The 20,179-nt window shown below is 75.4% G+C and carries 18 protein-coding genes and 1 pseudogene; 6 read left to right on the top strand and 13 right to left on the bottom strand.

Annotated elements, in window-relative coordinates; all coding sequences use genetic code 11:
• Positions 1-62 precede the first annotated feature (62 nt).
• The 3 genes from QMQ26_RS09175 to QMQ26_RS09165 all read right to left on the bottom strand — a co-directional run bounded on the left by QMQ26_RS09175 (position 63) and on the right by QMQ26_RS09165 (position 1,759).
• Positions 63-671, bottom strand: coding sequence for a TetR/AcrR family transcriptional regulator (locus QMQ26_RS09175; RefSeq protein ID WP_282205371.1), 609 nt, complete (start codon positions 669-671; stop codon positions 63-65).
• A 131-nt stretch (positions 672-802) separates the two neighbouring features.
• Positions 803-946, bottom strand: coding sequence for a hypothetical protein (locus QMQ26_RS09170; protein WP_282205370.1), 144 nt, complete (start codon positions 944-946; stop codon positions 803-805).
• A gap of 63 nt (positions 947-1,009) precedes the next feature.
• Positions 1,010-1,759 carry a GntR family transcriptional regulator gene (locus QMQ26_RS09165; protein ID WP_100835670.1) on the bottom strand — a complete coding sequence of 250 codons (750 nt, stop codon included), beginning with the start codon at positions 1,757-1,759 and terminating at the stop codon, positions 1,010-1,012.
• 103 nt (positions 1,760-1,862) lie between these two features.
• Here QMQ26_RS09165 and QMQ26_RS09160 point away from each other — a divergent pair, with 103 nt between their 5' ends.
• Positions 1,863-2,099, top strand: a complete 237-nt coding sequence (locus tag QMQ26_RS09160) for a hypothetical protein (RefSeq protein ID WP_159073034.1) — start codon at positions 1,863-1,865, stop codon at positions 2,097-2,099.
• A complete protein-coding gene (locus QMQ26_RS09155; protein ID WP_100835668.1) occupies positions 2,096-2,326 on the top strand; it encodes a hypothetical protein in 231 nt (76 codons plus the stop codon). The genes QMQ26_RS09160 and QMQ26_RS09155 overlap by 4 nt, the downstream gene beginning before the upstream one ends.
• 154 nt (positions 2,327-2,480) lie before the next feature.
• Here the strand turns inward: QMQ26_RS09155 and QMQ26_RS09150 are convergent, their stop codons facing one another.
• The 3 genes from QMQ26_RS09150 to ureA form a co-directional block, all read right to left on the bottom strand.
• Positions 2,481-3,488, bottom strand: coding sequence for an agmatine deiminase family protein (locus QMQ26_RS09150; RefSeq protein ID WP_282205369.1), 1,008 nt, complete (start codon positions 3,486-3,488; stop codon positions 2,481-2,483).
• 75 nt (positions 3,489-3,563) lie between these two features.
• Positions 3,564-5,285 carry an urease subunit alpha gene (locus QMQ26_RS09145; RefSeq protein WP_282205368.1) on the bottom strand — a complete coding sequence of 574 codons (1,722 nt, stop codon included), beginning with the start codon at positions 5,283-5,285 and terminating at the stop codon, positions 3,564-3,566.
• Positions 5,286-5,313: 28 nt separating this feature from the next.
• Complete coding sequence (gene ureA, locus QMQ26_RS09140; protein ID WP_282205367.1) at positions 5,314-6,069, bottom strand: urease subunit gamma; 756 nt, start codon at positions 6,067-6,069, stop codon at positions 5,314-5,316.
• A gap of 371 nt (positions 6,070-6,440) precedes the next feature.
• On the opposite strand from ureA, the gene QMQ26_RS09135 reads away from it, so the two are divergent.
• A complete protein-coding gene (locus QMQ26_RS09135) occupies positions 6,441-6,866 on the top strand; it encodes an ATP-binding protein (RefSeq protein WP_282205366.1) in 426 nt (141 codons plus the stop codon).
• Between the two features lie 294 nt (positions 6,867-7,160).
• A complete protein-coding gene (locus QMQ26_RS09130) occupies positions 7,161-9,356 on the top strand; it encodes a SpoIIE family protein phosphatase (protein ID WP_282205365.1) in 2,196 nt (731 codons plus the stop codon).
• Positions 9,357-9,400: 44 nt separating this feature from the next.
• Here QMQ26_RS09130 and QMQ26_RS09125 read toward each other — a convergent pair whose 3' ends face one another.
• From QMQ26_RS09125 to QMQ26_RS09105, 5 genes and pseudogenes are all read right to left on the bottom strand, one after another.
• Positions 9,401-10,408, bottom strand: coding sequence for a DUF2637 domain-containing protein (locus QMQ26_RS09125; RefSeq protein ID WP_282205364.1), 1,008 nt, complete (start codon positions 10,406-10,408; stop codon positions 9,401-9,403).
• 145 nt (positions 10,409-10,553) lie between these two features.
• Positions 10,554-11,174, bottom strand: coding sequence for a (2Fe-2S)-binding protein (locus QMQ26_RS09120; RefSeq protein ID WP_282205363.1), 621 nt, complete (start codon positions 11,172-11,174; stop codon positions 10,554-10,556).
• A 292-nt stretch (positions 11,175-11,466) separates the two neighbouring features.
• Positions 11,467-12,246: a hypothetical protein gene (locus tag QMQ26_RS09115; protein WP_282205362.1), complete on the bottom strand. Its 780-nt coding sequence runs from the start codon at positions 12,244-12,246 to the stop codon at positions 11,467-11,469.
• A gap of 187 nt (positions 12,247-12,433) precedes the next feature.
• On the bottom strand, positions 12,434-13,291 hold the full coding sequence (locus QMQ26_RS09110; RefSeq protein ID WP_282205361.1) for a hypothetical protein: 858 nt from the start codon (positions 13,289-13,291) through the stop codon (positions 12,434-12,436).
• A gap of 226 nt (positions 13,292-13,517) precedes the next feature.
• Positions 13,518-14,107: pseudogene (locus tag QMQ26_RS09105) on the bottom strand (nucleotidyltransferase family protein).
• A 130-nt stretch (positions 14,108-14,237) separates the two neighbouring features.
• Here QMQ26_RS09105 and moaA point away from each other — a divergent pair.
• Complete coding sequence (gene moaA / locus QMQ26_RS09100; RefSeq protein ID WP_282205360.1) at positions 14,238-15,269, top strand: GTP 3',8-cyclase MoaA; 1,032 nt, start codon at positions 14,238-14,240, stop codon at positions 15,267-15,269.
• A gap of 220 nt (positions 15,270-15,489) precedes the next feature.
• Positions 15,490-16,239, top strand: coding sequence for an HNH endonuclease family protein (locus QMQ26_RS09095; protein ID WP_282205359.1), 750 nt, complete (start codon positions 15,490-15,492; stop codon positions 16,237-16,239).
• A gap of 112 nt (positions 16,240-16,351) precedes the next feature.
• Here QMQ26_RS09095 and QMQ26_RS09090 read toward each other — a convergent pair whose 3' ends face one another.
• Both QMQ26_RS09090 and QMQ26_RS09085 read right to left on the bottom strand, forming a co-directional pair.
• The gene (locus QMQ26_RS09090; RefSeq protein ID WP_282205358.1) at positions 16,352-18,775 is read right to left on the bottom strand and encodes an ArnT family glycosyltransferase; all 2,424 of its coding nucleotides are present in this window, start codon (positions 18,773-18,775) and stop codon (positions 16,352-16,354) included.
• Positions 18,776-18,886: 111 nt separating this feature from the next.
• Positions 18,887-20,062 carry an alpha/beta hydrolase gene (locus tag QMQ26_RS09085; RefSeq protein WP_282205357.1) on the bottom strand — a complete coding sequence of 392 codons (1,176 nt, stop codon included), beginning with the start codon at positions 20,060-20,062 and terminating at the stop codon, positions 18,887-18,889.
• Between the last annotated feature and the right edge of the window lie 117 nt (positions 20,063-20,179).

Genomic DNA, 20,179 nt, shown 5'->3' with positions numbered 1-20,179 from the left:
GGCCGGACAGCTCCTGGACGGAGCGACCGGACCGCGGGCTGCGCCGGGGGTTCGAAGACGCCCTAGGCGGGCAGCCCCAGCAGGGCGTGCGCCGCGGACCTGGCCTGGGCGAGGGCCCCGTCGCGGGTGGTGGCGGGCAGGCCGATGGCGAGCGGGACGGCGAGGCCGTCGAGCAGGGCGCGCAGTTGGGCCGCGCGGGCGGGAGTGGCGCCGGGGGCGGGGAGGAGTCCGGTGGCGCGGCCCTCGGCGAGCAGGGCGGTGAGGTCGTCCTGCCAGGGGGCCTCGATGTCGAGCTGGCCCTGGCGCAGCTCCGCGGTGCCGGGGGAGCGGCTCCACACCTCGATCCACAGGATCCACCGGGGGTCGCCGGGGCCCTCCGGGAGGTACAGCTCCAGGTAGCGGTCGAGCCGTTCGAGGACGGGGTCCTCACGGCGGGCGAGTGCGCGGCCGCGGCGCTCGCCGAGCTGGGCCTCGCTCCAGCGGAGGGTCTCCAGCAGGAGCTGGTCCTTGCTGCCGAAGTAGTAGAGGAGGTGTCCGGCGCTCATGCCGAGCTGTTCGCCGAGGCCGGCCATGGTGAGCCGGGCCAGGCCGTGTTCGGCGATCGCGGCGCGGGCGGCGGCGTAGACCTCTTCGCGAGGGCGCGCCGGGCGGCGGGTGCGCGGCTGCGCCATCCGTACTCCTCGGTGTGTCGCTTGTCGGGGGCCGCTCCGGGAGGTCCCCCGTCCGGAGAGCTCCTGGTGCGGAAGCCCCCCGTACGGGAAGTCCCCCGCAGGGGAAGTCTCCCGCACGGCGCGCGCGGGGCTCACCGGCCGCCGTGCTCGCGGCGGCCGTCGGCGAGTCCGACGCGGTGGGCGCGGCGGAGCGGGGCGGCGGCCCGGGCGGGGTCGAGGACGGGGGCCGGGCGCGGGAGTCCGGCGGTCAGGTCGTCCAGGTTCTCGGGGTCCATGGGTCCATCACACCGCTTCCCGCGGACGGGCGCCCTTCCGGTGGGCGCCGCCCGCGGCCGGGGTCAGGCGCCGGGCGGGCGGCCGTACCGGGTGGCCCAGCGTTCGCCGGGCAGGACGAGGTCGGCGGTCTCGACGGGACGGCCGGTGGCCCGGTCGTAGTGGGTGCGGCGGATGGCGAGGGCGGGGACGCCGGGCAGCAGCGTGAGGGCCTGGGCCTCGGCACGGGTGAGATTGCGGGCGCTGACCTGTTCGACGGGCTCGCCGACCTCGATGCCGATGCGGGCCATCCGCGCGGCGATGCCGATCCCGGAGTACGGCCCGGCTTCGGGCAGCACGATCAGGGCCTGGCCGGTGACGGCCATCGGCTCCCAGGACTCGGCGAGGTACCCGGGCTCGCCGTCGACCAGGTAGACGTACGAGGTGTGCATCACCGGGTCCTCGGGTGCGATGCCGAGGCGTTCGGCGATCGCCGGGCTGGCGGCCTCGGTGGTGGACTGGCTGCGCCAGGAGGGGGTGACGCCCTGTTCGGCGAGGCCGGTGGTGTCCGGTCCGGTGGCACCGGCGTGGCGGACCAGCGGACGGGGCGGTTCCTGGTCCCGGACGAAGTAGCCGCGCCCCTGTTTGGCGAGCACCACGCCTTCCTGCTCCAGCAGCCGGTAGGCGGACTGGCCGACGCCGTGCGAGAAGCCGTACTGGGCCCGCAGGTCGGCCAGGGACGGGAGTTGACTGCCCGGCGGATATTCGCCGGAGGCGATCCGGTCGCGGAGCTGCTCGGCGACCTGGAGATAAGCGGAGGGCCCGCTGCCGGTCATGGAACATCCTCCGAAAGGTGTGTGGTCCAGCCGATCGGTGACACAGTATCCCGGGTGGCACTACTCTACGTGTAGAGCTTTGCCCTATGTGTACTCTGGGGGAGTGGTGCAGATCAGCACGCGCGCGTCCGACCTGCGGACGGCTATCGAACGGGCCTCGGGCGCACAGGCGGACGTGCGATGCGCCGTCGGCAGCACCAGGATCAGCATTCCCTGTCCACCCGACGACGCCCTGACCTGGGGAGAACTGCTCCGGGCCCTGCGCACCGCCGACCGCTGGGGATCGGTCACCGCCGACGGAGAGACCGTCATCTGGGCCCAGATCGAGGAGGAGCCGTGACCGCCGACCAGTCGCAGGCCGGGCCGCAGCCGGGCAGCCCGGACCACCGCTACCGGCCGTGCCGGGAGTGTCCGCGCTGTACAGCTGGGACCGGCCGCGTCCCCGTCCTGGAACGGGACTGCTGGGACGCCTTCCTGACCGACGCCGTCGACGCGATGGCCGAACGCCGCCGGCGCGAGCGCCGCCGGGAGGAGGAGTGGGGCGTGTTCGACCCGCCGCTGCCCTGACGACGGGCCGGGTGTCCCGCCGTGGCCGGGCCGGGGCGGACGAACGGCCGTGGGCCGGAACTCTCGTTGTGGGTAAGGGAGTTACGGCCCGCGGCCGTTGCAGGTCAGGCCAGGTCAGGACAGTTCAGTTCAGGTCAGGTCAGGGCGCGGAGGGTCAGGCCCGCGGCTGCTGCTGCGTGATGCAGTGGATGCCGCCGCCGTTGGCGAAGATCTCGCGGGCGTCGACCAGTTCGACGGTGCGGCCCGGGTACGCCTTCTCCAGGATCGCCTTGGCCTGCTCGTCGCGCGGGTCGTCGAACGCGCACAGCACGACCACGCCGTTGGCCACGTAGTGGTTGATGTACGAGTAGTCGACCGGCTCGCCGTCCTCGTCCCACAGCACGGTGGGCGCCGGGAGTTCGATCACTTCGAGGGTGCGGCCCCGGGCGTCGGTGGCGGTGCGCAGCAGGTCGGCGAGCTCCCGGCAGACGGCGTGGTCGGGGTGGGCCGGGTCGGGCTGGGAGTGGACGACCACGGTGCCGGGGCGGACGAAGGCGGCGACGATGTCGATGTGGCCGCGGGTGCCGAACTCGTCGTAGTCGCGGGTCAGTCCGCGCGGCAGCCAGATCGCCTTGCTGGTGCCCAGGTGGGCGTGCAGCTCGGCCTCGACCTGCTCGCGGGTCCAGTCGGCGTTGCGGCCCTCGCCGAGCTGCACGGTGTCGGTGACCAGGACGGTGCCCTCGCCGTCGACGTGGATGCCGCCGCCCTCGTTGATCAGCCGGGAGGCGAAGCGCCGCACGCCGGCCAGGTCGGTGACGTGCTCGGCGACGTCCTGGTCCTTGTCCCAGCGGGCCCAGGACTGCGCGCCCCAGCCGTTGAACACCCAGTCGGCGGCGGCCACTTCGCCGTTCCCGTCGATCAGGAAGGACGGGCCGATGTCGCGCATCCAGGCGTCGTTGAGCGGCCGTTCGACGATCTCCACCTCGGCGGAGAGGTACCGGCGGGCGGCCTCGGCCTCGCCGGTGTTCACCACCAGGGTGACCGGCTCGTACCGGACGACCGTGTTGGCGACCTCGGCCCAGGCGCGGCGGGCCGCGTCGAGCTGCTCGGCGCCGTCGAAGGTCGGGTTGGCGGTGGGGAAGGCCATCCAGGTGCGCCGGTGCGGGTGCCACTCGGCGGGCATCCGGAAGCCGAGCTCGGCCGGGGTGGGGGCGGGGAGTCGGTCATGAGGGTGGATTCCTAGGTGGGGGAAGGGTGTTCAGAGGAAGTAGAGGCGGCTGAGCGAGACCGAGTCGGCGGGCGCCGAGCGCAGCGGCTCGCCGTCCAGCGAGACCAGTCCGGTCGCGGAGACGTCGACCCGGCCGAGCCGGCCGTTGCGCAGCATCGAGCGCGGCCCGATGCCGCGGGTACCGCGCACGCCCACCCGCCGCCTGCGGGTGGGGAGTTGGTCGGCCGCGACGTCCAGGTAGGCGGAGTCGGCGGCGGCCTGGGCGACGAACGCCACCGAGAGGTCCGCGGCGGTGGCCCCGTGCGCGCCGAACTGCGGCCCCAGCACCAGGGGTTCGCAGCGGTCGGTGGAGGCGTTCGGGTCGCCGACCACGCCGTACGCGGGGAAGCCGGCCTTGAGGACGAGCTGCGGCTTGGCGCCGAAGTGGTCGGGGCGCCACAGCACCAGGTCGGCCAGCTTGCCGACCTCGATCGACCCGACCTCGTGCGAGAGGCCGTGCGCGATGGCCGGGTTGATGGTCAGCTTGGCGATGTAGCGCAGCACCCGCTCGTTGTCGTCGCCGCCCTCGGCCGTCCCGTACGAGCCGGTGCCGTCCAGCGGGCCGAGTTCGGCCTTCATCTTCCCGGCCATCGCGAAGGTGCGGCGCACCGTCTCGCCGGCCCGGCCCATGCCCTGGGCGTCGGAGGAGGTGATGCCGATGACGCCCAGGTCGTGCAGCACGTCCTCGGCGCCCATGGTGCCGGCCCGGATGCGGTCCCGGGCCATCGCGGCGTCGCCGGGCAGGTCGGGCTTGAGGTCGTGGGCGGAGACGATCATGTCGTAGTGCTCGCCCAGCGCGTCCCGGCCGAACGGGAGGGTGGGGTTGGTGGAGGAGCCGATGACGTTCTCCACGCCCGCCATCTTCAGCACGTTCGGCACGTGGCCGCCGCCGCAGCCCTCGATGTGGAAGGCGTGGATGGTCCGGCCCTCCAGCACCGCGAGGGTGTCCTCCACCGACAGACACTCGTTCAACCCGTCGGTGTGCAGGGCGACCTGGACGTCGTGCTCCTCGGCGACCCGCAGCGCGGTGTCCAGTGCCCGGGTGTGCGCGCCCATGTCCTCGTGCACCTTGAAGCCGGAGGCGCCGCCCTCGACCAGCGCCTCCACCAGCGGGGCCGGGTCGGAGGACGAACCCCGGCCCAGGAAACCGATGTTGACCGGCCAGGCGTCGAAGGCGTTGAACGCGTGCCGCAGCGCCCAGGGCGAGTTGACGCCCACGCCCCAGACCGGGCCGAACTCCTGCCCGATGATCGTGGTCACCCCGGAGGCCAGCGACGCCTCCATGATGCGCGGCGAGAGCAGGTGGACATGGGTGTCGACGGCACCGGCGGTGGCGATCAGGCCCTCGCCCGAGACGATGGTGGTGCCGGTGCCGACCACCACCTCCACGCCGTCCAGGGTGTCCGGGTTGCCGGCCCGGCCGATCCCGGTGATCCGGCCGGCCCGGATGCCGATCGAGGTCTTCCGGATGCCCTGCACCGCGTCGATCACCAGCACGTTGGAGACCACCACGTCGCAGGTCTCCCGGACGGCGGCCGGCTTCAGGTGCAGCCCGTCCCGGGCGGTCTTGCCGAACCCGGCCAGGAACTCGTCGCCCGGGGCCTGCGAGTCCGACTCGACCCGGACGATCAGCCCCGAGTCGCCGAGCCGGACCCGGTCGCCCGCGCGCGGGCCGTGCACCGAGATGTAGTCGTGCGGGGTGATGGCGCTCATGCGGGGTCCTTCCGGCTGGTCGAGGGGGTCACTGGGCGGGCTCGGCGTCGTCGGAACCGGTGCCGTCGAAACCGGTGCCGTCGAAACCGGCGTCGTCGAACTCCGTCAGGTAGCCCGTGGCCCGGGCCTTCGCGAGCGCCGCCTCCTTCGCGCCCGGCGCGTCCAGCGGGCCGTCCACCAGCCCGGCGAACCCGATCGCCACCCGGGCCCCGCCGATCGGCACCAGGCCGACCTCGACGGTGGCGCCCGGGTCGAAGCGCACCGAGGAGCCGGCCGGCACCGCGAGGTGGGTGCCGTAGGCGGCGGCCCGGTCGAAGGCCAGCCGCGGGTTGGACTCGAAGAAGTGGAAGTGCGAGGTCACCGAGATCGGCACCGCGGCGGTGTTGTGCACCGGCAGCAGCAGCGACTCCTCCACCGGGTCGTACCCGGCCCCGGCGCCGGGCAGCGCCGCGCCCGGCGCGTCCTCGCCCAGCGAGCCCGCCCCGCGGAACGGGTCGGTGACCACCGCGAGCCGGGTGCCGTCCTCGAACACCGCCTCCACCTGCACCACCGTCACCACGTCCGCGACGCCCGGCAGCACGTCCGCGGCGCTCAGCACGCTGCGGCCGGCCTCGATCGCCTCGGCGAGCCGCCGGCCGTCGCGGGCCGCCTCGCAGACCGTGTCCGCGATCAGCGCCGTCGCCTCGGGGACGTTCAACCGCACGCCCCGCGCCCGCCGGGCGCGGGCCAGTTCGGCCGCGGTGAAGATCAGCAGCCGGTCCCGTTCGGTGGGGGTCAGTCGCACGGTGCCTCGCTTTGTGGGGGTCGCGGGGGTCGCGGGGGTGGCGGGTGTGCCGGGGTGGCGGGATGAGCCGGTACAGATGTTAGAACGTCGTTCAAACTTAGCACCGCCGACACCCCGGGCACACGGGTGGGGAAACCCCGGCGCGCGGACCGGGAGGACGGCGGACCGCGGCACCCGGGCGGCCCGAGGGGTTCTCCGGGTGCGGAGTGGGCATGAGGAAAGGCGAGAAGCGACTGCCGGACCGCCGGGGGAGCGGGGGCGGCGCGGTGCGGAGCCACGGCGGGGGGCGTACGAGGTTGATGGACGGTCGGGCGAGGTTCCCGCGGCAGCGGTCGGCGTCGTGGCGGGAGGGGGCCGAGCACCGGGGGCCGGTGCCGGAGGCCCCGGCGGCGCACCTGCCCGGGTGCGCGCTGCACCGCCGGCTGCACGCCGCGCTGGACGCGGCGGACCTGCCGGCGGTCGGCGCGGTCCGCCGTCGGCTGCGGGTTGCGCTGGAGCACTGGGGCGTCCCCGCGGAGCTGGCCGACACCGCGGAGCTGCTCGCCTCCGAGCTGGTCACCAACGCGCTGGTGCACACCGGCCGGGGCGCGGTGTTCGACGCGGTGCTGACCGACGCCGCCCGGCTGCGGGTCGAGGTGCAGGATGCCGCCGGCGGTCGGGTGCCCAACCGGCGCGCGGCCTCCGAGACGGCCACCTCGGGGCGCGGCCTGCTGCTGGTGGAGGCGCTGGCGGACGACTGGGGCGTGCAGCTGCGGGCCGACGGGAAGACCACCTGGTTCGAACTGTCCGCGGCCTGAACCGGGAATTCCGGCCCGCTGCCGGAGGCCGCCCCGAACGCCGCGCGGGCCCGGCCGGAGCGCCGCGCGGACGGGATCGGAGCGCCGCGCGGACGGGGCCGCGGGTGCATATGCCGGACGTGATCGTGTGCGATCCGTACCGTTCGGCCCAGCGGCATTGCCGCCTTGCCGAACATACGAGAGGGTAGTGAGAATGTGTGCCAGGAGGCACGCACCATCATCGCGGCCCGGCCGGCCCGGCAGGGGACACGGGTTCCCCGCGGCCGCCGGGCAAGGCACACCGGCAGGAGAAGCATGGCCACAGAGCCCGAGGCGCCTGGGCCCGCCCGCCGCACCCCGCCCGCCCAGGCCACCAGGAACGAGACCCCCGCGAACCCGCTGCGCACCGCCCCCGGCCCGTCCGTCGGCCGCCCCGTGCCGTCCTCCGGGCGCGGCCTGCCGACCCGCACCGGCGACTCCAGCCCCGAGTGGCTGGAACCGGCGATGGCCGCCAACGGCATCGGCTCGTTCGACTGGGACATCCGCCGCGACGCGCTGGTCGGCGACCAGCGCGCCTGCGCGATCCTCGGCCTGGTCGGGCAGCCCTTCGACCGCACCTCCGCCTCCTTCCTGGCCCTGCTGCACCCCGAGGACGCGCCCGTGGTGCGCCGCCGGGTCGAGCGCGCCGTCGCCGAGCTCGGCCAGTGCGGCGCCTACTACCGCACCGTCTTCCCCGACGGCGAACTGCACGCCGTGCGCTTCCGCGGCCGGGTGCTGGCCGACGCCTTCGGCCGCCCGTCCCGGATGGTCGGCTTCGTCTGGGACGCCACCGTCGAACTGCACAAGCGCGAGCGCGCCGACGAACTGGCCGTGCTGCGCGAGCAGCGCTCCCGGTTCATCAAGGAGGCCGCCCGGGCGCTCTCCGAGGCCGTCACCGTCCGGGACGTCGCCCGGGTCTTCACCGAACTGCCGCTGCCGGGCCTGGGCCCCGACGGCCTCGCGCTGGCCTCGCTGGAGGCCGGGCGGATCGCGCTGCTCGGCTCCACCGGCTACCACAACGGCCTCAGCAACCAGTTCGACCGCGTCCCGCTGGCCCCCACCCACCCCGCCGCCGAGGCGGTCCGGCAGCGCGCCCCGATCTTCGTCTCCAGCCGCGAGGAGTACCGCGAGCGCTACCCCGAAGCCTGGGACTGGGCCGAGCGGAGCGGCCGCTCCTCCTGGGCCTTCCTGCCGCTGATCGCCAGCGGCCGTCCCACCGGCATCTGCGTGGTCTCCTTCGACGACGACCGCGAACTCGACGCCGACGAGCGGACCCTGCTCTCCACCCTCGGCGGCCTGGTCGCCCAGTCGCTGGCCCGGGCCCGCCTGCACGACGCCGAGCACGAACTCGCCGCCGGCCTCCAGCGCGTCATGCTGCCCCGCACCGTCCCCGCCGTCCCCGGCGTCAGCACCGCCGTCCGCTACCTCGCGGCCGGCTCCGGCCTCCAGATCGGCGGCGACTGGTACGACGTCGTCCCGCTCCCCGGCGGGCACGTCGGCCTGGTCATCGGCGACGTCCAGGGCCACGACGTGCACGCCGCCGGCATCATGGGCCAGCTGCGGATCGCGCTGCGCGCCTACGCCGCCGAGGGCCACCCGCCCGCCGCGGTGATGGCCCGCGCCTCCCGCTTCCTCGCCGACCTCGACACCGACCACTTCGCCACCTGCACCTACGCCGAGGTCAACGTCGACTACGGCGTGGTCTACGCCGTCCGGGCCGGGCACCTCGACCCGGTGGTGCGCCGCGCCGACGGCACCGCGCACCCCGTCCCGGTCGCCGGCGGCCTGCCGCTGGGCGTCGACCCCGACGAGGAGTACCGGGTCACCCGGTTCAGCCTCGACCCCGGCGAGACGGTCGTGCTCTGCACCGACGGACTGGTCGAGGCCCGCGACATGGACCTCGACACCGGCTTCGCCCGGCTCTGCGCGACCGTCTCCGGCGAGCTCCCCGGCATCGACGAGTCACCCCGCGAACCGCTGGAGGAACTCGCCGACCGGATCGCCTCCCAGGCCGCCGACGGCAGCGAGCGCGAGGACGACATCGCCCTGCTCCTGCTGCGCTGGGACGGCCCCGCGGGCGGGCGCGCCGCGCAGCAGCTGCGCCGCCGGATCGGCCAGGCCGACCTGGCCCGGATCGCCGAACTGCGCGGCGAACTCCGGGACGCGCTGCGGCGCTGGGGCGTGCCCGAACTGATCGACACCGCCGAGCTGCTCTCCTCCGAACTCGTCACCAACGCGATCCGGCACACCGACCGCGACGCGATGTTCACCGCCCGCCTCTACCAGGAGCGCGGCCGGGCCCGGCTGCGGGTCGAGGTCGAGGACGAGTCCGACCTCTGGCCGACCCGCCGCACCCCCGGCGAGCAGGCGTCCTCCGGCCGCGGCCTGATGCTGGTCGAGGCGCTCGCCGACACCTGGGGCGTGGAGCCCCGGGGCACCGGCAAGCGGATGTGGTTCGAACTCAGCAGCTGACAGGCCCCGGGGGCGTCAGCCGTCGACGGGCGCGACAGGCGCCCTCACCCGAACTGCTGCTCCAGGTCCTTGAGCTTCTGCTCCAGCGAGTCGAGCCGCGGCAGGGTCACGGTGTCCTCCTCCGGGGTGAGGTCGATGCTGCGGTGCGCCGCCGGGGTGGCGGGGAGGCCGGCGGGTGCTATGGCGGGCTCCGTCGGGGCGGACGGCGCGGGGGCCGCGGCGGGTTCGAGCTGGCGGGCGGTGCGGTGGCGCCAGCCGGCGCCCGGCTGGCGGCCGATCGCCCGGATCTCGGCCCGCTCCCGGCGGGAGACCAGCCTGCGGCGCTCGCGGTCCTCGGCCGCCGTCCGCTTGTCGTCGCGGACCTCCTCGACCGCCTCGTCCAGGGTGCGCACGCCCTCCAGCAGCATCAGCGACCAGGCGGCGTACGTCTCGCGCGGGGCGCGCAGCCAGCGGACCACCCGGATCTGCGGCAGCGGGCGGGGCACCAGGCCCTGCTCGCGGAGGGCGGCGACCCGGGTCTGCTTCAGTGCGCGGTCGAACAGGACGGCCGCCGAGAGCGACATTCCGGCGAAGAACTGCGGGGCGCCGTCGTGGCCGAGCCCGCGCGGGGCGTGCACCCAGTTGAACCAGGCGGACGCGGCGGCGAACAGCCACACCAGCAGGCGGGAGCCGAGCGCGGCGTCGCCGTGGCTGGCCTCGCGGACGGCGAGCACCGAGCAGAACATGGCCGCGCCGTCCAGGCCGAACGGGACCAGGTACTCCCAGCCGCCGGACAGGCCCAGGTTCTGGACGCCGAAGCCGACCAGCCCGTGGAAGGAGAGCGCGGCGGCGACCGCGGCGCAGCAGAAGAGCAGCAGGTAGGAGGCGCCGCCGTAGAGGGACTCGGTGCGGCGGCGGCGCTCTTCGGCCCGCTCCCAGGAGGAGTCCGGGCCGCTGCCCGCGGTGGTGGCGGAGCCGGTGCGGCTGCGGGCGAAGGCCAGCAGGGCGACGACGGCCACCAGGGCGGCCGTACCGGCGACGGCCCAGCCCAGCGGTATGTCCGACAGTCTCATGACCTGATCCAGCCTCGCTTTCCGGGTCGTGATGGCGGGGACCATCATGGCGGAGAAATTCGGCGATCGAGGCGGGATCGGGGCCATTACCCCGATAGGGGGGAATTTCCCCGGGTTATCCCCCGGAAATGAATGATGGTCAGACCTATTTGGCGCGCGGGCAGCTGACGCAGAGTTCGGTCGGCCGGACGGTGTAGTACAGGCAGCAGCTGACCCTGGTCCGGGCCCGCCCGCCGCCCTCGGCGCGGAAGCCCGGCGTGCCCACGAACGGGGCCGCCGCGGCGTCGCCGGTCAGCAGCGCCTCCAGCGCGGCCACCGCCCGCGGCTCCTCGCCCAGCAGGCCCGCCACGTACCAGAGGCCGTCCACCACGTCGTCGGTCACCAGCCCCCACAGGGTGCGCGGGCCGCGGCGGACCAGGGGGCGGAAGGAGTCCAGGACGGGCGCGAAGTGCTCGGCGAGCGCGGTGCGCAGGGCGGCGTCGAGCGCCCGGCGGTCCGGCACGACCCGCGCGTCGGCGCGGCCGGCGGCCGGGTCGTCGGGCAGGCAGTGGAAGCCGACCGGGCGGGCGGTCAGCTCCCCGGTGGTCCGGTTGATCGAGACCCGCGACGGCGGCAGCAGCGGCACCCGGCGCTCCAGCAGCCAGGGCAGCGTGAAGGCCAGCGCGACCGGCCAGGCGTAGCGGTGCAGGCTGAACCCGGCGGTGACGTCCGGCCGGGTCGGCGCGCCGTACAGGTCGAGGCCGAGGCGCTCGTCGAAGGCGACCATCGCCTCCAGCGCCGCCGCGTCCCCGGCCAGCGCCGCGGCGGTGGTCCAGCCGGGGCCGGTGCGCGGGGCGGCGTGGTGGATGCGCAGGTCGGGAAGACCTGGCCCAGCCGCAGCCAGCTCCCCCGGCAGGGGAGGGCGTCGCGGGCGGCGGAGGCGGTGGGGGCGGCGGGGGACTGCTCGACCTGGTACGTGGTCACGCGGGCTCCCTGGGTGGTGCTCCCGGGAGCGGGCCCGGGCACGGCGAGGTGGACCTGCCCGGGCCACTGCTCGCCCCGGACAGGTAAGGCTCACCTTAGCTGATGCCGCGCTGCAGGTCGCTCGGTGCGCCGCCGTCCGGGGGACCGGGCTGCGCCGGGACCTGGGCCAGCCGCCTCGCCAGCCACACCGGCACCCCGCCGAGCGCCTGCACCAGCCGGGCCGCCTCCGCCCGCAGCCGTTCCGCCTCGGCCGGCTCCGACACCTCCGCCAGCGCGGCCAGCGCCGGCGCCACCCCCACCGTGAAACCCAGCTGCTCGCGCAGCCGCAGCGAGGCCGCGAACCCGGCCCGCGCCCGCTCCCGGTCGCCCGCCGCCCGGGCCAGGCCCGCCAGGTGCCGCCAGGTCGAGGAGCGCAGCAGCTCGTCCCCGCGTTCCCGGGCCCCCTCGTGCGCCCGGGCGTACGCGCTGTGCGCCGCCGCCGGGTCGTGCAGCAGGTTCTCCGCGACCAGCCCGCGCCGGAAGTCCAGCAGCGGACGCCCCGGCGCCCGCGGCGCCAGCAGCGCCGAGGTCCGCCCGAGCGCCGCCTGCGCCTCGTCCAGCCGGTCCCGGCGGCCCAGCACGCTCGCCACGTACGCCAGGAACCCCCGGGCGCAGGAGGCCGCCGCCCGCGCCTCGATGCCCGCGACCGACGCCTCCGCCTGGCGCAGCGCGTCCTCCGCCCGCTCCCAGTGGTCCGCGGTGAACAGGCACTGCTCGATCAGGAGTTCCGCCCGCTGGAGCGCCGCGGCCGGGTCCCGCCCGGCCTGCGGGCGCAGCAGGTCGGCCGCCTCCTGCCAGCAGCCGCGCGACCTCAGCCGCCAGACGACGTCCGCCATGCCCCCCGGGGCAGTCCCGTGCACCGACAACGCCACCTCCTTGTGCGCGCCATGCAACGACCCGCCGGCCTCCCCAAGCGCCCGCGCCGTGGCGGCAATTCAACACGCGCCGGAGCTTGTGCACCAGATCACGAGCGCGAGGAAATCCGGAACGGCCCGATCCGGACGGTGGCGTGCCGACGGGGCCTCAGGACGTCCAGCCGGTCTCCATCAGGGCCTCGGCGGCGCCGTTCGACGGCTGCGGGATGCCCGCCGCGTCCAGCGTGAACAGGGCGACCAGCAGCTGCTCGCCGCGGACCACGGTCTGCCGGGAGTAGCCGGAGACGGTGAACATGGCCGCCGCGACGTCCTCGCCGTGGAGGGTTTCCAGCCACAGGCACTCCACCGCCTTGACGTCGGCGGGCTCGGTCCAGGTGTCCACCCGGGCCACGATCCGCTCGCCCAGCAGGGTGGTGGAGTCCCGCTCCGGGCCCGGCGCCGGCTCCAGGTCGGCGAAGCCCAGCCACTGCAGGTAGCGGGCCGCCGTCAGCACCGCGTCCTGCGGGGTGCGCACCGGCTGCGGGCGGAACGGCGGGCGCAGCGCGCGGGCCGGGCCCGAACCGGCGGCCGGCGGGTCAACCACCGGGGCCGGGACGGCCGGCGGGACGGCGGTGGTGTACGGGCGGGCGCTCTCCACCGGGCGGACCGAGCGCGGCCCGGTGCCCTGCGGGCGCGGCGCCCGGTCCACCGGCAGCCGGACGGTCGCCCCGCAGTCGCAGGTGAACTCCGGCTGCGGCCACTGGTCGCTGCGCCCGCAGTGCGGGCAGCGCATGTTCAGCCAGGAGTCCTCCCAGGACCGGAACCGCACCTGCACCGGCACCCCGCCGCGCAGCAGCGGCACCCGCAGCTGCGCCCCGCACGGGCAGGGCAGGCTCGGCGGCTCGTACCGGCGCTCGGCCCGGCAGGCCGGGCAGCGCAACTGGCTCGCTCCCGACGGCGAACCGGGGGGAAACCCGTTCGGGCCCCTCTCGTCGGTGGCGCCGGCGGCGTCCTCGGGCAGCGGCATGGTGGTCACCGTCCGTTCGGATCGGGGTGGGAGGAAATCGGGGGAGGGGATCGGCGGGAGGGATGAGTCTCCATCCTGGCCGATCGGCGCCCCGACCGGTACGGAATGAGGTATTCCTCCAGCGGAGTTGAGGTGGGGAAAAGGTGCGCGGACGGTCACGCGCCGGGGGGCGCGCGCGACCGCCGTGGCCCCCGGGGCGGACGGGCACCGGCGGGGGCGGCGGGCGTCAGCCGATGCCCCAGCGGACCAGGTCGGCCGGGGTGTCGAGGTCGTCCGGGACGGCCGCGTCCGTGCAGTCGACCAGGGCCACCGGACGGGACGCCAGCAGCGCCCGGGCCCCCGCGTCGCCGGTGGCCGTGGTGCGCAGGGCCGGGAAGTGCGCGGCGCCGATCAGCACCGGGTGCGCCCGGCGCCCGGCGTAGGCGCAGGAGGCGAGGTCCGCGGGCCCCGCGTGCACGGCCAGCAGCCGACGGACCGCCGCCGCGGTGACGCCCGGCGTGTCCACCAGCAGGACCAGCGCGGCCGTCGCCCCCGGCGGCAGCGCGGCCAGGCCCGCGAGCAGCGAGGAGGCCATGCCGGTGCGCCAGTCGGGATTGTCGACGAGTCGACAGCCGTCGGTGTCCGCCCGGGCCCGCACCTCCCGGCCGCCGCGCCCAGCACCGCGACCGCGCCGTCGCAGCCGCCCTCCGCCGCCACCGCCAGCGCGTGCTCCAGCAGCGTCCGCCCCCGGTAGGACAGCAGCGCCTTCGGCCGCCCGCCGAGGCGCGACCCGCCGCCCGCCGCCAGCACCAGGGCCGGCACCCGCAGTTCCGCCATGCCGCCAGTGTGCCCCCGCCCCCCGCCGCCCCGCCTTGGACGATCCGACAGGCCGCCCCCGCCGCCCGCCCGCCGCTCCCGGCCGTTCCGTCCCTGGACCGGCCCCCGGCCGCCCCCGTTCACTGGCCCCATGGCACCGCGCACCACTGACGTCCCCGCCGCCGCCCCCGCCGGTGCGCCCGCACCGCTGGTCGACCGGCACGGCCGGGTCCACACCGACCTGCGGCTCTCCCTCACCGACCGGTGCAACCTGCGCTGCACCTACTGCATGCCCGCCGAAGGACTCGACTGGCTGCCCCGCGACCAGACCCTCACCGACGCCGAACTGCTGCGCCTGGCCCGGATCGCCGTCCACCGCCTCGGCATCCGCACCCTGCGGCTCACCGGCGGCGAACCCCTGCTGCGCCGCGGCCTGCCCGACCTGCTCGCCCGGCTCGGCGACCTCGGCGCGGAACTCTCGCTCACCACCAACGGCATCGGACTCGCCCGCCGCGCACCGGAGTTGAAGCGGGCCGGCCTGCACCGGGTGAACGTCAGCCTGGACACCCTGCGCCCCGAGCGCTACGCGGCACTCACCCGTCGGGACCGGCTGGCCGACGTGCTGGCCGGGCTGGCCGCCGCCAAGGCCGCCGGGCTGGAGCCGGTGAAGGTCAACGCGGTGCCGGTGCGCGGCGTCAACGAGGACGAACTCGTCGACCTGGTCGAGTTCGCCGTCGACGGCGGCTACCGGATGCGGTTCATCGAGTCCATGCCGCTGGACGCCCAGGGCGCCTGGGACCGGGCCGCGATGGTCACGGCGGCCGAGATCCTCGACGTGCTCGCCGCCCGCTGGCGCCTCGTCCCGGTCGGCCGGCCCGGCAACGCGCCCGCCGAGGAGTGGCGGCTGGCCGGCACCGGCCACGTGGTCGGCGTGATCGCCTCGGTCACCCGCCCGTTCTGCGGCGGCTGCGACCGGGTCCGGCTCACCGCCGACGGGCAATTGCGCAACTGCCTGTTCGCCACCGAGGAGTCCGACCTGCGCGCCCTGCTGCGCGGCGGCGCCGACGACGCGCGGATCGAACGGGCCTGGCGGGCCTGCGTCGCCGGCAAGCGGCCCGGGCACCGGATCGGCGACGCCGACTTCGTCCGGCCGGAGCGGCCGATGTCCGCGATCGGCGGCTGAGGCGGCTGAGGCGGCTGAGGCTGCCGAGGACGGCCGAGGGGGCCGAGGGGAGGCCGGGGCGGTGGGCCCGCGGGTGCGGGCGACGTATTCTCCCAGCCGGAATGCCGGTATCCGGGGGAAAGGAGAGATATGTCATGCGGTGGTCCGGACGGCTTGACCCGGCGGGGCGGGGCTGGTCTCCTGGTGGGCCGTCAGAGTCGCCCAGCCGCAGAGGAATGCCGTGCGAGCCCGCCGTACCGCCGTCGTCGCCGTCCTGTTGCTCGCTCCACTGGCCCTCACCGGGTGCACCAGCGGGAAGAAGGGGTCGAGCGGCGCCACGTCCCCCGGGGCGGTCTCGCAGGGGACCAACCCGCTGCAGAACCCGGACGGCACCAAGCCCGGCCTGGCGCCCGTCACCGGCGACGCCGACCGCAAGGCCGGCCTGGACCTGATCGCCCAGGTCAAGACCGCCGACCCCGGGCCGAAGACCGGCTACGACCGGGACCAGTTCGGCCCGGCCTGGACGGACAACGTGGACGGCGTGCCGCTGGGCCACAACGACTGCGGCACCCGGGACGACGTGCTGGCCCGGGACGGGAAGGACGTCGAGCACAAGGACGGCTCGGCCTGCGTGGTCACCGGGATGACCATCTGGGACCCGTACACCGGCAAGACGGTGCAGTGGAACAAGCAGCAGGCGTCGAAGATCCAGATCGACCACGTGATGCCGCTGTCCTACGACTGGCAGCAGGGCGCCGCCAAGTGGGAGAAGGCCAAGCGGGTGCAGATCGCCAACGACCCGCTCAACCTGATCCCCGCCGACGGCTCGCAGAACGCCTCGAAGGGCGACTCCGGCCCGGCCACCTGGCTGCCCGCCAACACCGAGGTGCGCTGCTCGTACGCGATCCGGTGGGCGCAGGTGTCGCTGAAGTACCAGCTGCCGGTGACGCCCGCCGACAAGAAGACCATGCTCACGCTCTGCGGCGGCTGACGGCCGCTGGTGACGGGGCGGCGACGAGGGGCGGAAGGGCCCGAGGCCGCCCGGGCTCCCCGGGGGAGGGGAGCCGGACGGCCTCGGGGGCTGCGCGGGGGAGGGGAGCCGGTCAGAGGCCGGGGCTCTTGGGGGTCGCGGTCAGGTCGTACAGGGTGGTGCCGCCGACGGTCCTGGCGGTGTAGGTGGCCTCCACCCAGGAGGTGATCTCCGCGGAGTAGTTCGAGCCGCCCATGCTGCCGCCGCCCATGCCGCCGCCACCGATGAACCAGTGCACCTTGCCCTCCCGGACCAGCTGCTTGAAGCCGTCCAGGGAGAGCGACGGGTCGCTGCCGTTGAAGCCGCCCAGCGCCATCACCGGTTCGCCGCTGGCGAGTTGGTAGCTGGCCTGGTTCTGCGAGCCGACCGCGGCGGCGACCCAGGTGTACCTGCCGGCGTCCTGCTTGAGCAGGTCGGCCACCTCGGTGGAGACCTGGGCGCCGTTCAGCAGGCCGCCCATGCCGCCCATGCCGCCGCCCGCGCCGCCGAAGCCGCCGCGTCCGGTGCGGCGCTCGCCGTCGGTGCCGGTACCGGTGCCGCCGCCCGGGAAGCCCGGGAAGCCCGGGAAGGCGCCCGTCCCGCCGTTGCTGCCGGTGCCGGTGCCGTTCCGCGTGCCGCCGGGGAAGGCCGGCATGCCGTTGCTGCTGCCGCCGTTGCCGGTGCCACCGGTGCCGGTGCCGCCCGGGACGTTGGGCATGCCGCCGGTGCCGCCGCCCGCCCGGCCGCCGCCGGGGAAACCGGCCCCGCCGCCGGGGAAGCCGCCGCGACCGCCGAAGCCGCCGCTCTGGACGGCCGGGCCCGCGGTGACGATGGAGCCGCTGTGGCCGGTGGAGACGGTGTCGAGGGCGTACGCGGCCGGGCCGGCCAGGCCGGCGGCCAGGGCGGTGAGGCCCGCGACGGTGGCGATCCGGCGGCCGGTGAGGCCGGGGATGCGGCCCGCGAGGAGCAGTGCGATCGCGGCGAGGACGCCGCCGATCAGCACCGCGTCGCGCAGCCACGGCACGAACTGCGCGCTGCGGCCGAGCAGTTGGTGCGCCCACCAGGCGGTGACCGCGACCGTGACGGCCAGCACGGCCGCGTACGGGAGGCGGTGGCGGGCCCGCCACAGGCCGTCGGCGCCCATGCCGACCAGGGCGGCGACCGCCGGGACGAGGGCCACCGTGTAGTACTGGTGGAAGATGCCGGACATGAAGCTGAAGGTCAGCGCGGTGGAGAGCAGCCAGCCGCCCCAGACCAGGAAGCCGATCCGGGCCGAGTCGGTGCGCGGGTGGCGGCGGGTCGCCCAGAGGCCGAAGGCCAGCAGGATCAGTGCGGCGGGCATCAGCCAGGCGATCTGGCCGCCGATGTCGCCGTCGAACAGCCGGGTGACGCCGGTGGAGCCCCACATGCCGCCCCCGCCGCCCCCGCCGCCGCGCATGCCGCCACCGCCGCCGCCGACCGAGCCGGTCTCGTCGCCGGTGATCCGGCCGAAGCCGTTGTAGCCGAAGGTCAGGGAGAGGAAGGAGTTGTCCTGCGAGCCGCCGATGTACGGGCGGGCGGAGGCCGGCATCAGTTCGACGACCGCCACCCACCAGCCGCCGGACACCACCATGGCGACGGTGCCGTACAGCAGCTGCCGGAGGCGGCGGCCCACGCCGGTGGGCGCGCACACCAGGTACACCAGGGCGAACGCGGGCAGCACCAGGAACGCCTGGAGCGTCTTGGTGAGGAAGCCCAGGCCGAACATCACGCCGACGAACACCAGCCAGCGGGTGGACGCCGTCTCGGTGGCCCGGACGGTGCCGTACGCGGCCAGGGTGAGCAGCAGCACCAGCAGCGCGTCCGGGTTGTTGAAGCGGAACATCAGCGCCGCGATCGGGGTCAGCGCCAGCGCGGCGCCCGCCACCAGGCCGGCCAGCGGGGCGAAGCGGCGGCGCACCGTGGCGTACACGGCGGCGACCGTGCCGACGCCCATCAGCACCTGCGGGGCCAGCAGGCTGAACGAGCTGAGGCCGAGGAGGCGGGCGGAGAGCGCCATCGGCCACAGCGCCAGCGGCGGCTTGTCGACGGTGATGAAGTTCGCCGCGTCCGAGGACCCGAAGAACATCGCCTTCCAGCTGACCGAACCGGCCTGGACGGCGGCCGAGTAGAAGGCGTTCGCCCAGCCGGAGGCGGTCAGGTTCCAGAAGTACAGCACGGCCGTCGCCAGCAGCAGGCCGAGGAGGGCCGGACGCACCCAGCGCGGGTCGTCCGGGCGCCCGCGCCAGGTGCGGGCGGGCAGCGTGCGCAGCCGGCCGGCCCAGGAGGCCGGTCCCTTCGGGCCGGTGGGCGGCGGCGCGACGGGCGGGAACAGCGTCTCAGCGGGCCGCTCGCGTTCGGCCCCGGCGGGCGGGAGGGGCCCGGCGGAGGGCCACTCGGTCGGCCCGGCCGCGGCGTGGGCCGCGACCGCCGGGGGCGGGTAGTTCGCGGCGTCGGGCCACGGCTCGCTGGTCGGAGGAACGGAACTGGACGTGGTCATGGGCACTACGCTCGGAGGCCCGGCTGAGAGGTTGATGAGAGGCGGCTATGAGGGCGCTCTAAGTCTCCCGGCGGACGGGTGACGTCCGCCTCCGCGCGGGGTGACGGGCCGTCAGCGGAGGGCGGCGGCGGCCGGTGCGGCGGCGGCCGGTGCCGGGCCGGCCGGGTCCGGGGCGGGCGGGGCGAGGCGGGTGCCGAGCCAGGCGAGGGCCGGGGGGATCTCGCGGGTCCAGGTGTGGAAGTTGTGGCCGCCGCTGTCCAGGGTGATGGTGGAGAGCCGGGTCGGGGCCCTGAAGGCGGCGACCATCTCCTGGGTGGGCTGGTAGTTCTCCTCGTTGCGGCTGGTGGCCAGCAGCAGCGAGACCGGCGGGGCGGGGTGGTTGCGCAGCCGCCACAGCAGGTCGTTGTCCTGCCGGACCTCCTCGCTGCCGCCGAACAGGTCGCCGGTGGTGGGGTCGTTGTGCACCTCGTAGTAGCCGGACAGCGCGATCGCCGCCCGGTACGCATCGGGCTTGCGCACCGCGAACTTGACGGCGCAGTAGCCGCCGGTGGAGTCGCCGATCACGGCCCGCGCCTCGGGCCGGTCGTCGACCCGGTAGGCGGCGGACATCGCCTTCGGCAGGTCCTCGGTGAAGAAGGTCTCCACCTGGGGCCCGCCGGGCACGTCCATGCACTCGGTGTCCCGGTTGCCGACCAGGGTGGGCCGCATCATCACCAGCACGGTGGGCGGCATCTGCCCGGTCTCGACGGCCTTCAGGGCGGACGCCGGGTACTGGAGCAGCGAGATCAGCTTCTCCGGCGTGCCCGGGTAGCCGGACAGCGCCAGCAGCATCGGGAAGCGGCTGTTCGCGTAGGCGGGCTGGAAGTACTGCGGCGGCAGGTAGACGTACGCGGGGGTGCCGGTTAGTCCGGAGCCGGTCCCGTGGATCTCCACCCGCTGGATCACCCCGGAGCGGTCCTGGGCGGAGCCCTGCGCGGAGTACATCCGCTGCTCGCCGGTGACCGAGACGGCCCGGCCGCCGGGCTGGTGGTCGACCACGGTGCCCGGGCTGCCGTCCAGGCCGAGCAGGTCGCTCCAGGTCGAGTAGAACCCGAAGTAGGAGTTGGCGACCAGGCCCATCGCGACCAGCACGGTGACCTGCGTCCCGAGGAACGCGGCGATCCGGCCGAGCCAGGCCCGCCAGCCCCGCCCGCCGAGCCGGGGCCACAGCGCCATGGTGGCGGCGAACGCGGCGACGGCCACCAGGGTGGCGATGATCTGCAGGGAGAGTCCGGTCAGGCTGGGCACCCGATGATCGTAAGGTACGTCTTCACGGATCTCCCAGCCGGCTCCCAGCCGGTTCACGGTTTCGCCAAGCCCGTCCCAAGCCCGCCCCAACTCACCTGCGGCGCGGGCCCGTCGGCG

The organism is Kitasatospora fiedleri (assembly GCF_948472415.1).
Lineage (GTDB): Bacteria > Actinomycetota > Actinomycetes > Streptomycetales > Streptomycetaceae > Kitasatospora > Kitasatospora fiedleri.
The sequence above is the reverse complement of the archived record's forward strand: the minus strand, read 5'-3'. Positions and strand labels throughout refer to the sequence as shown.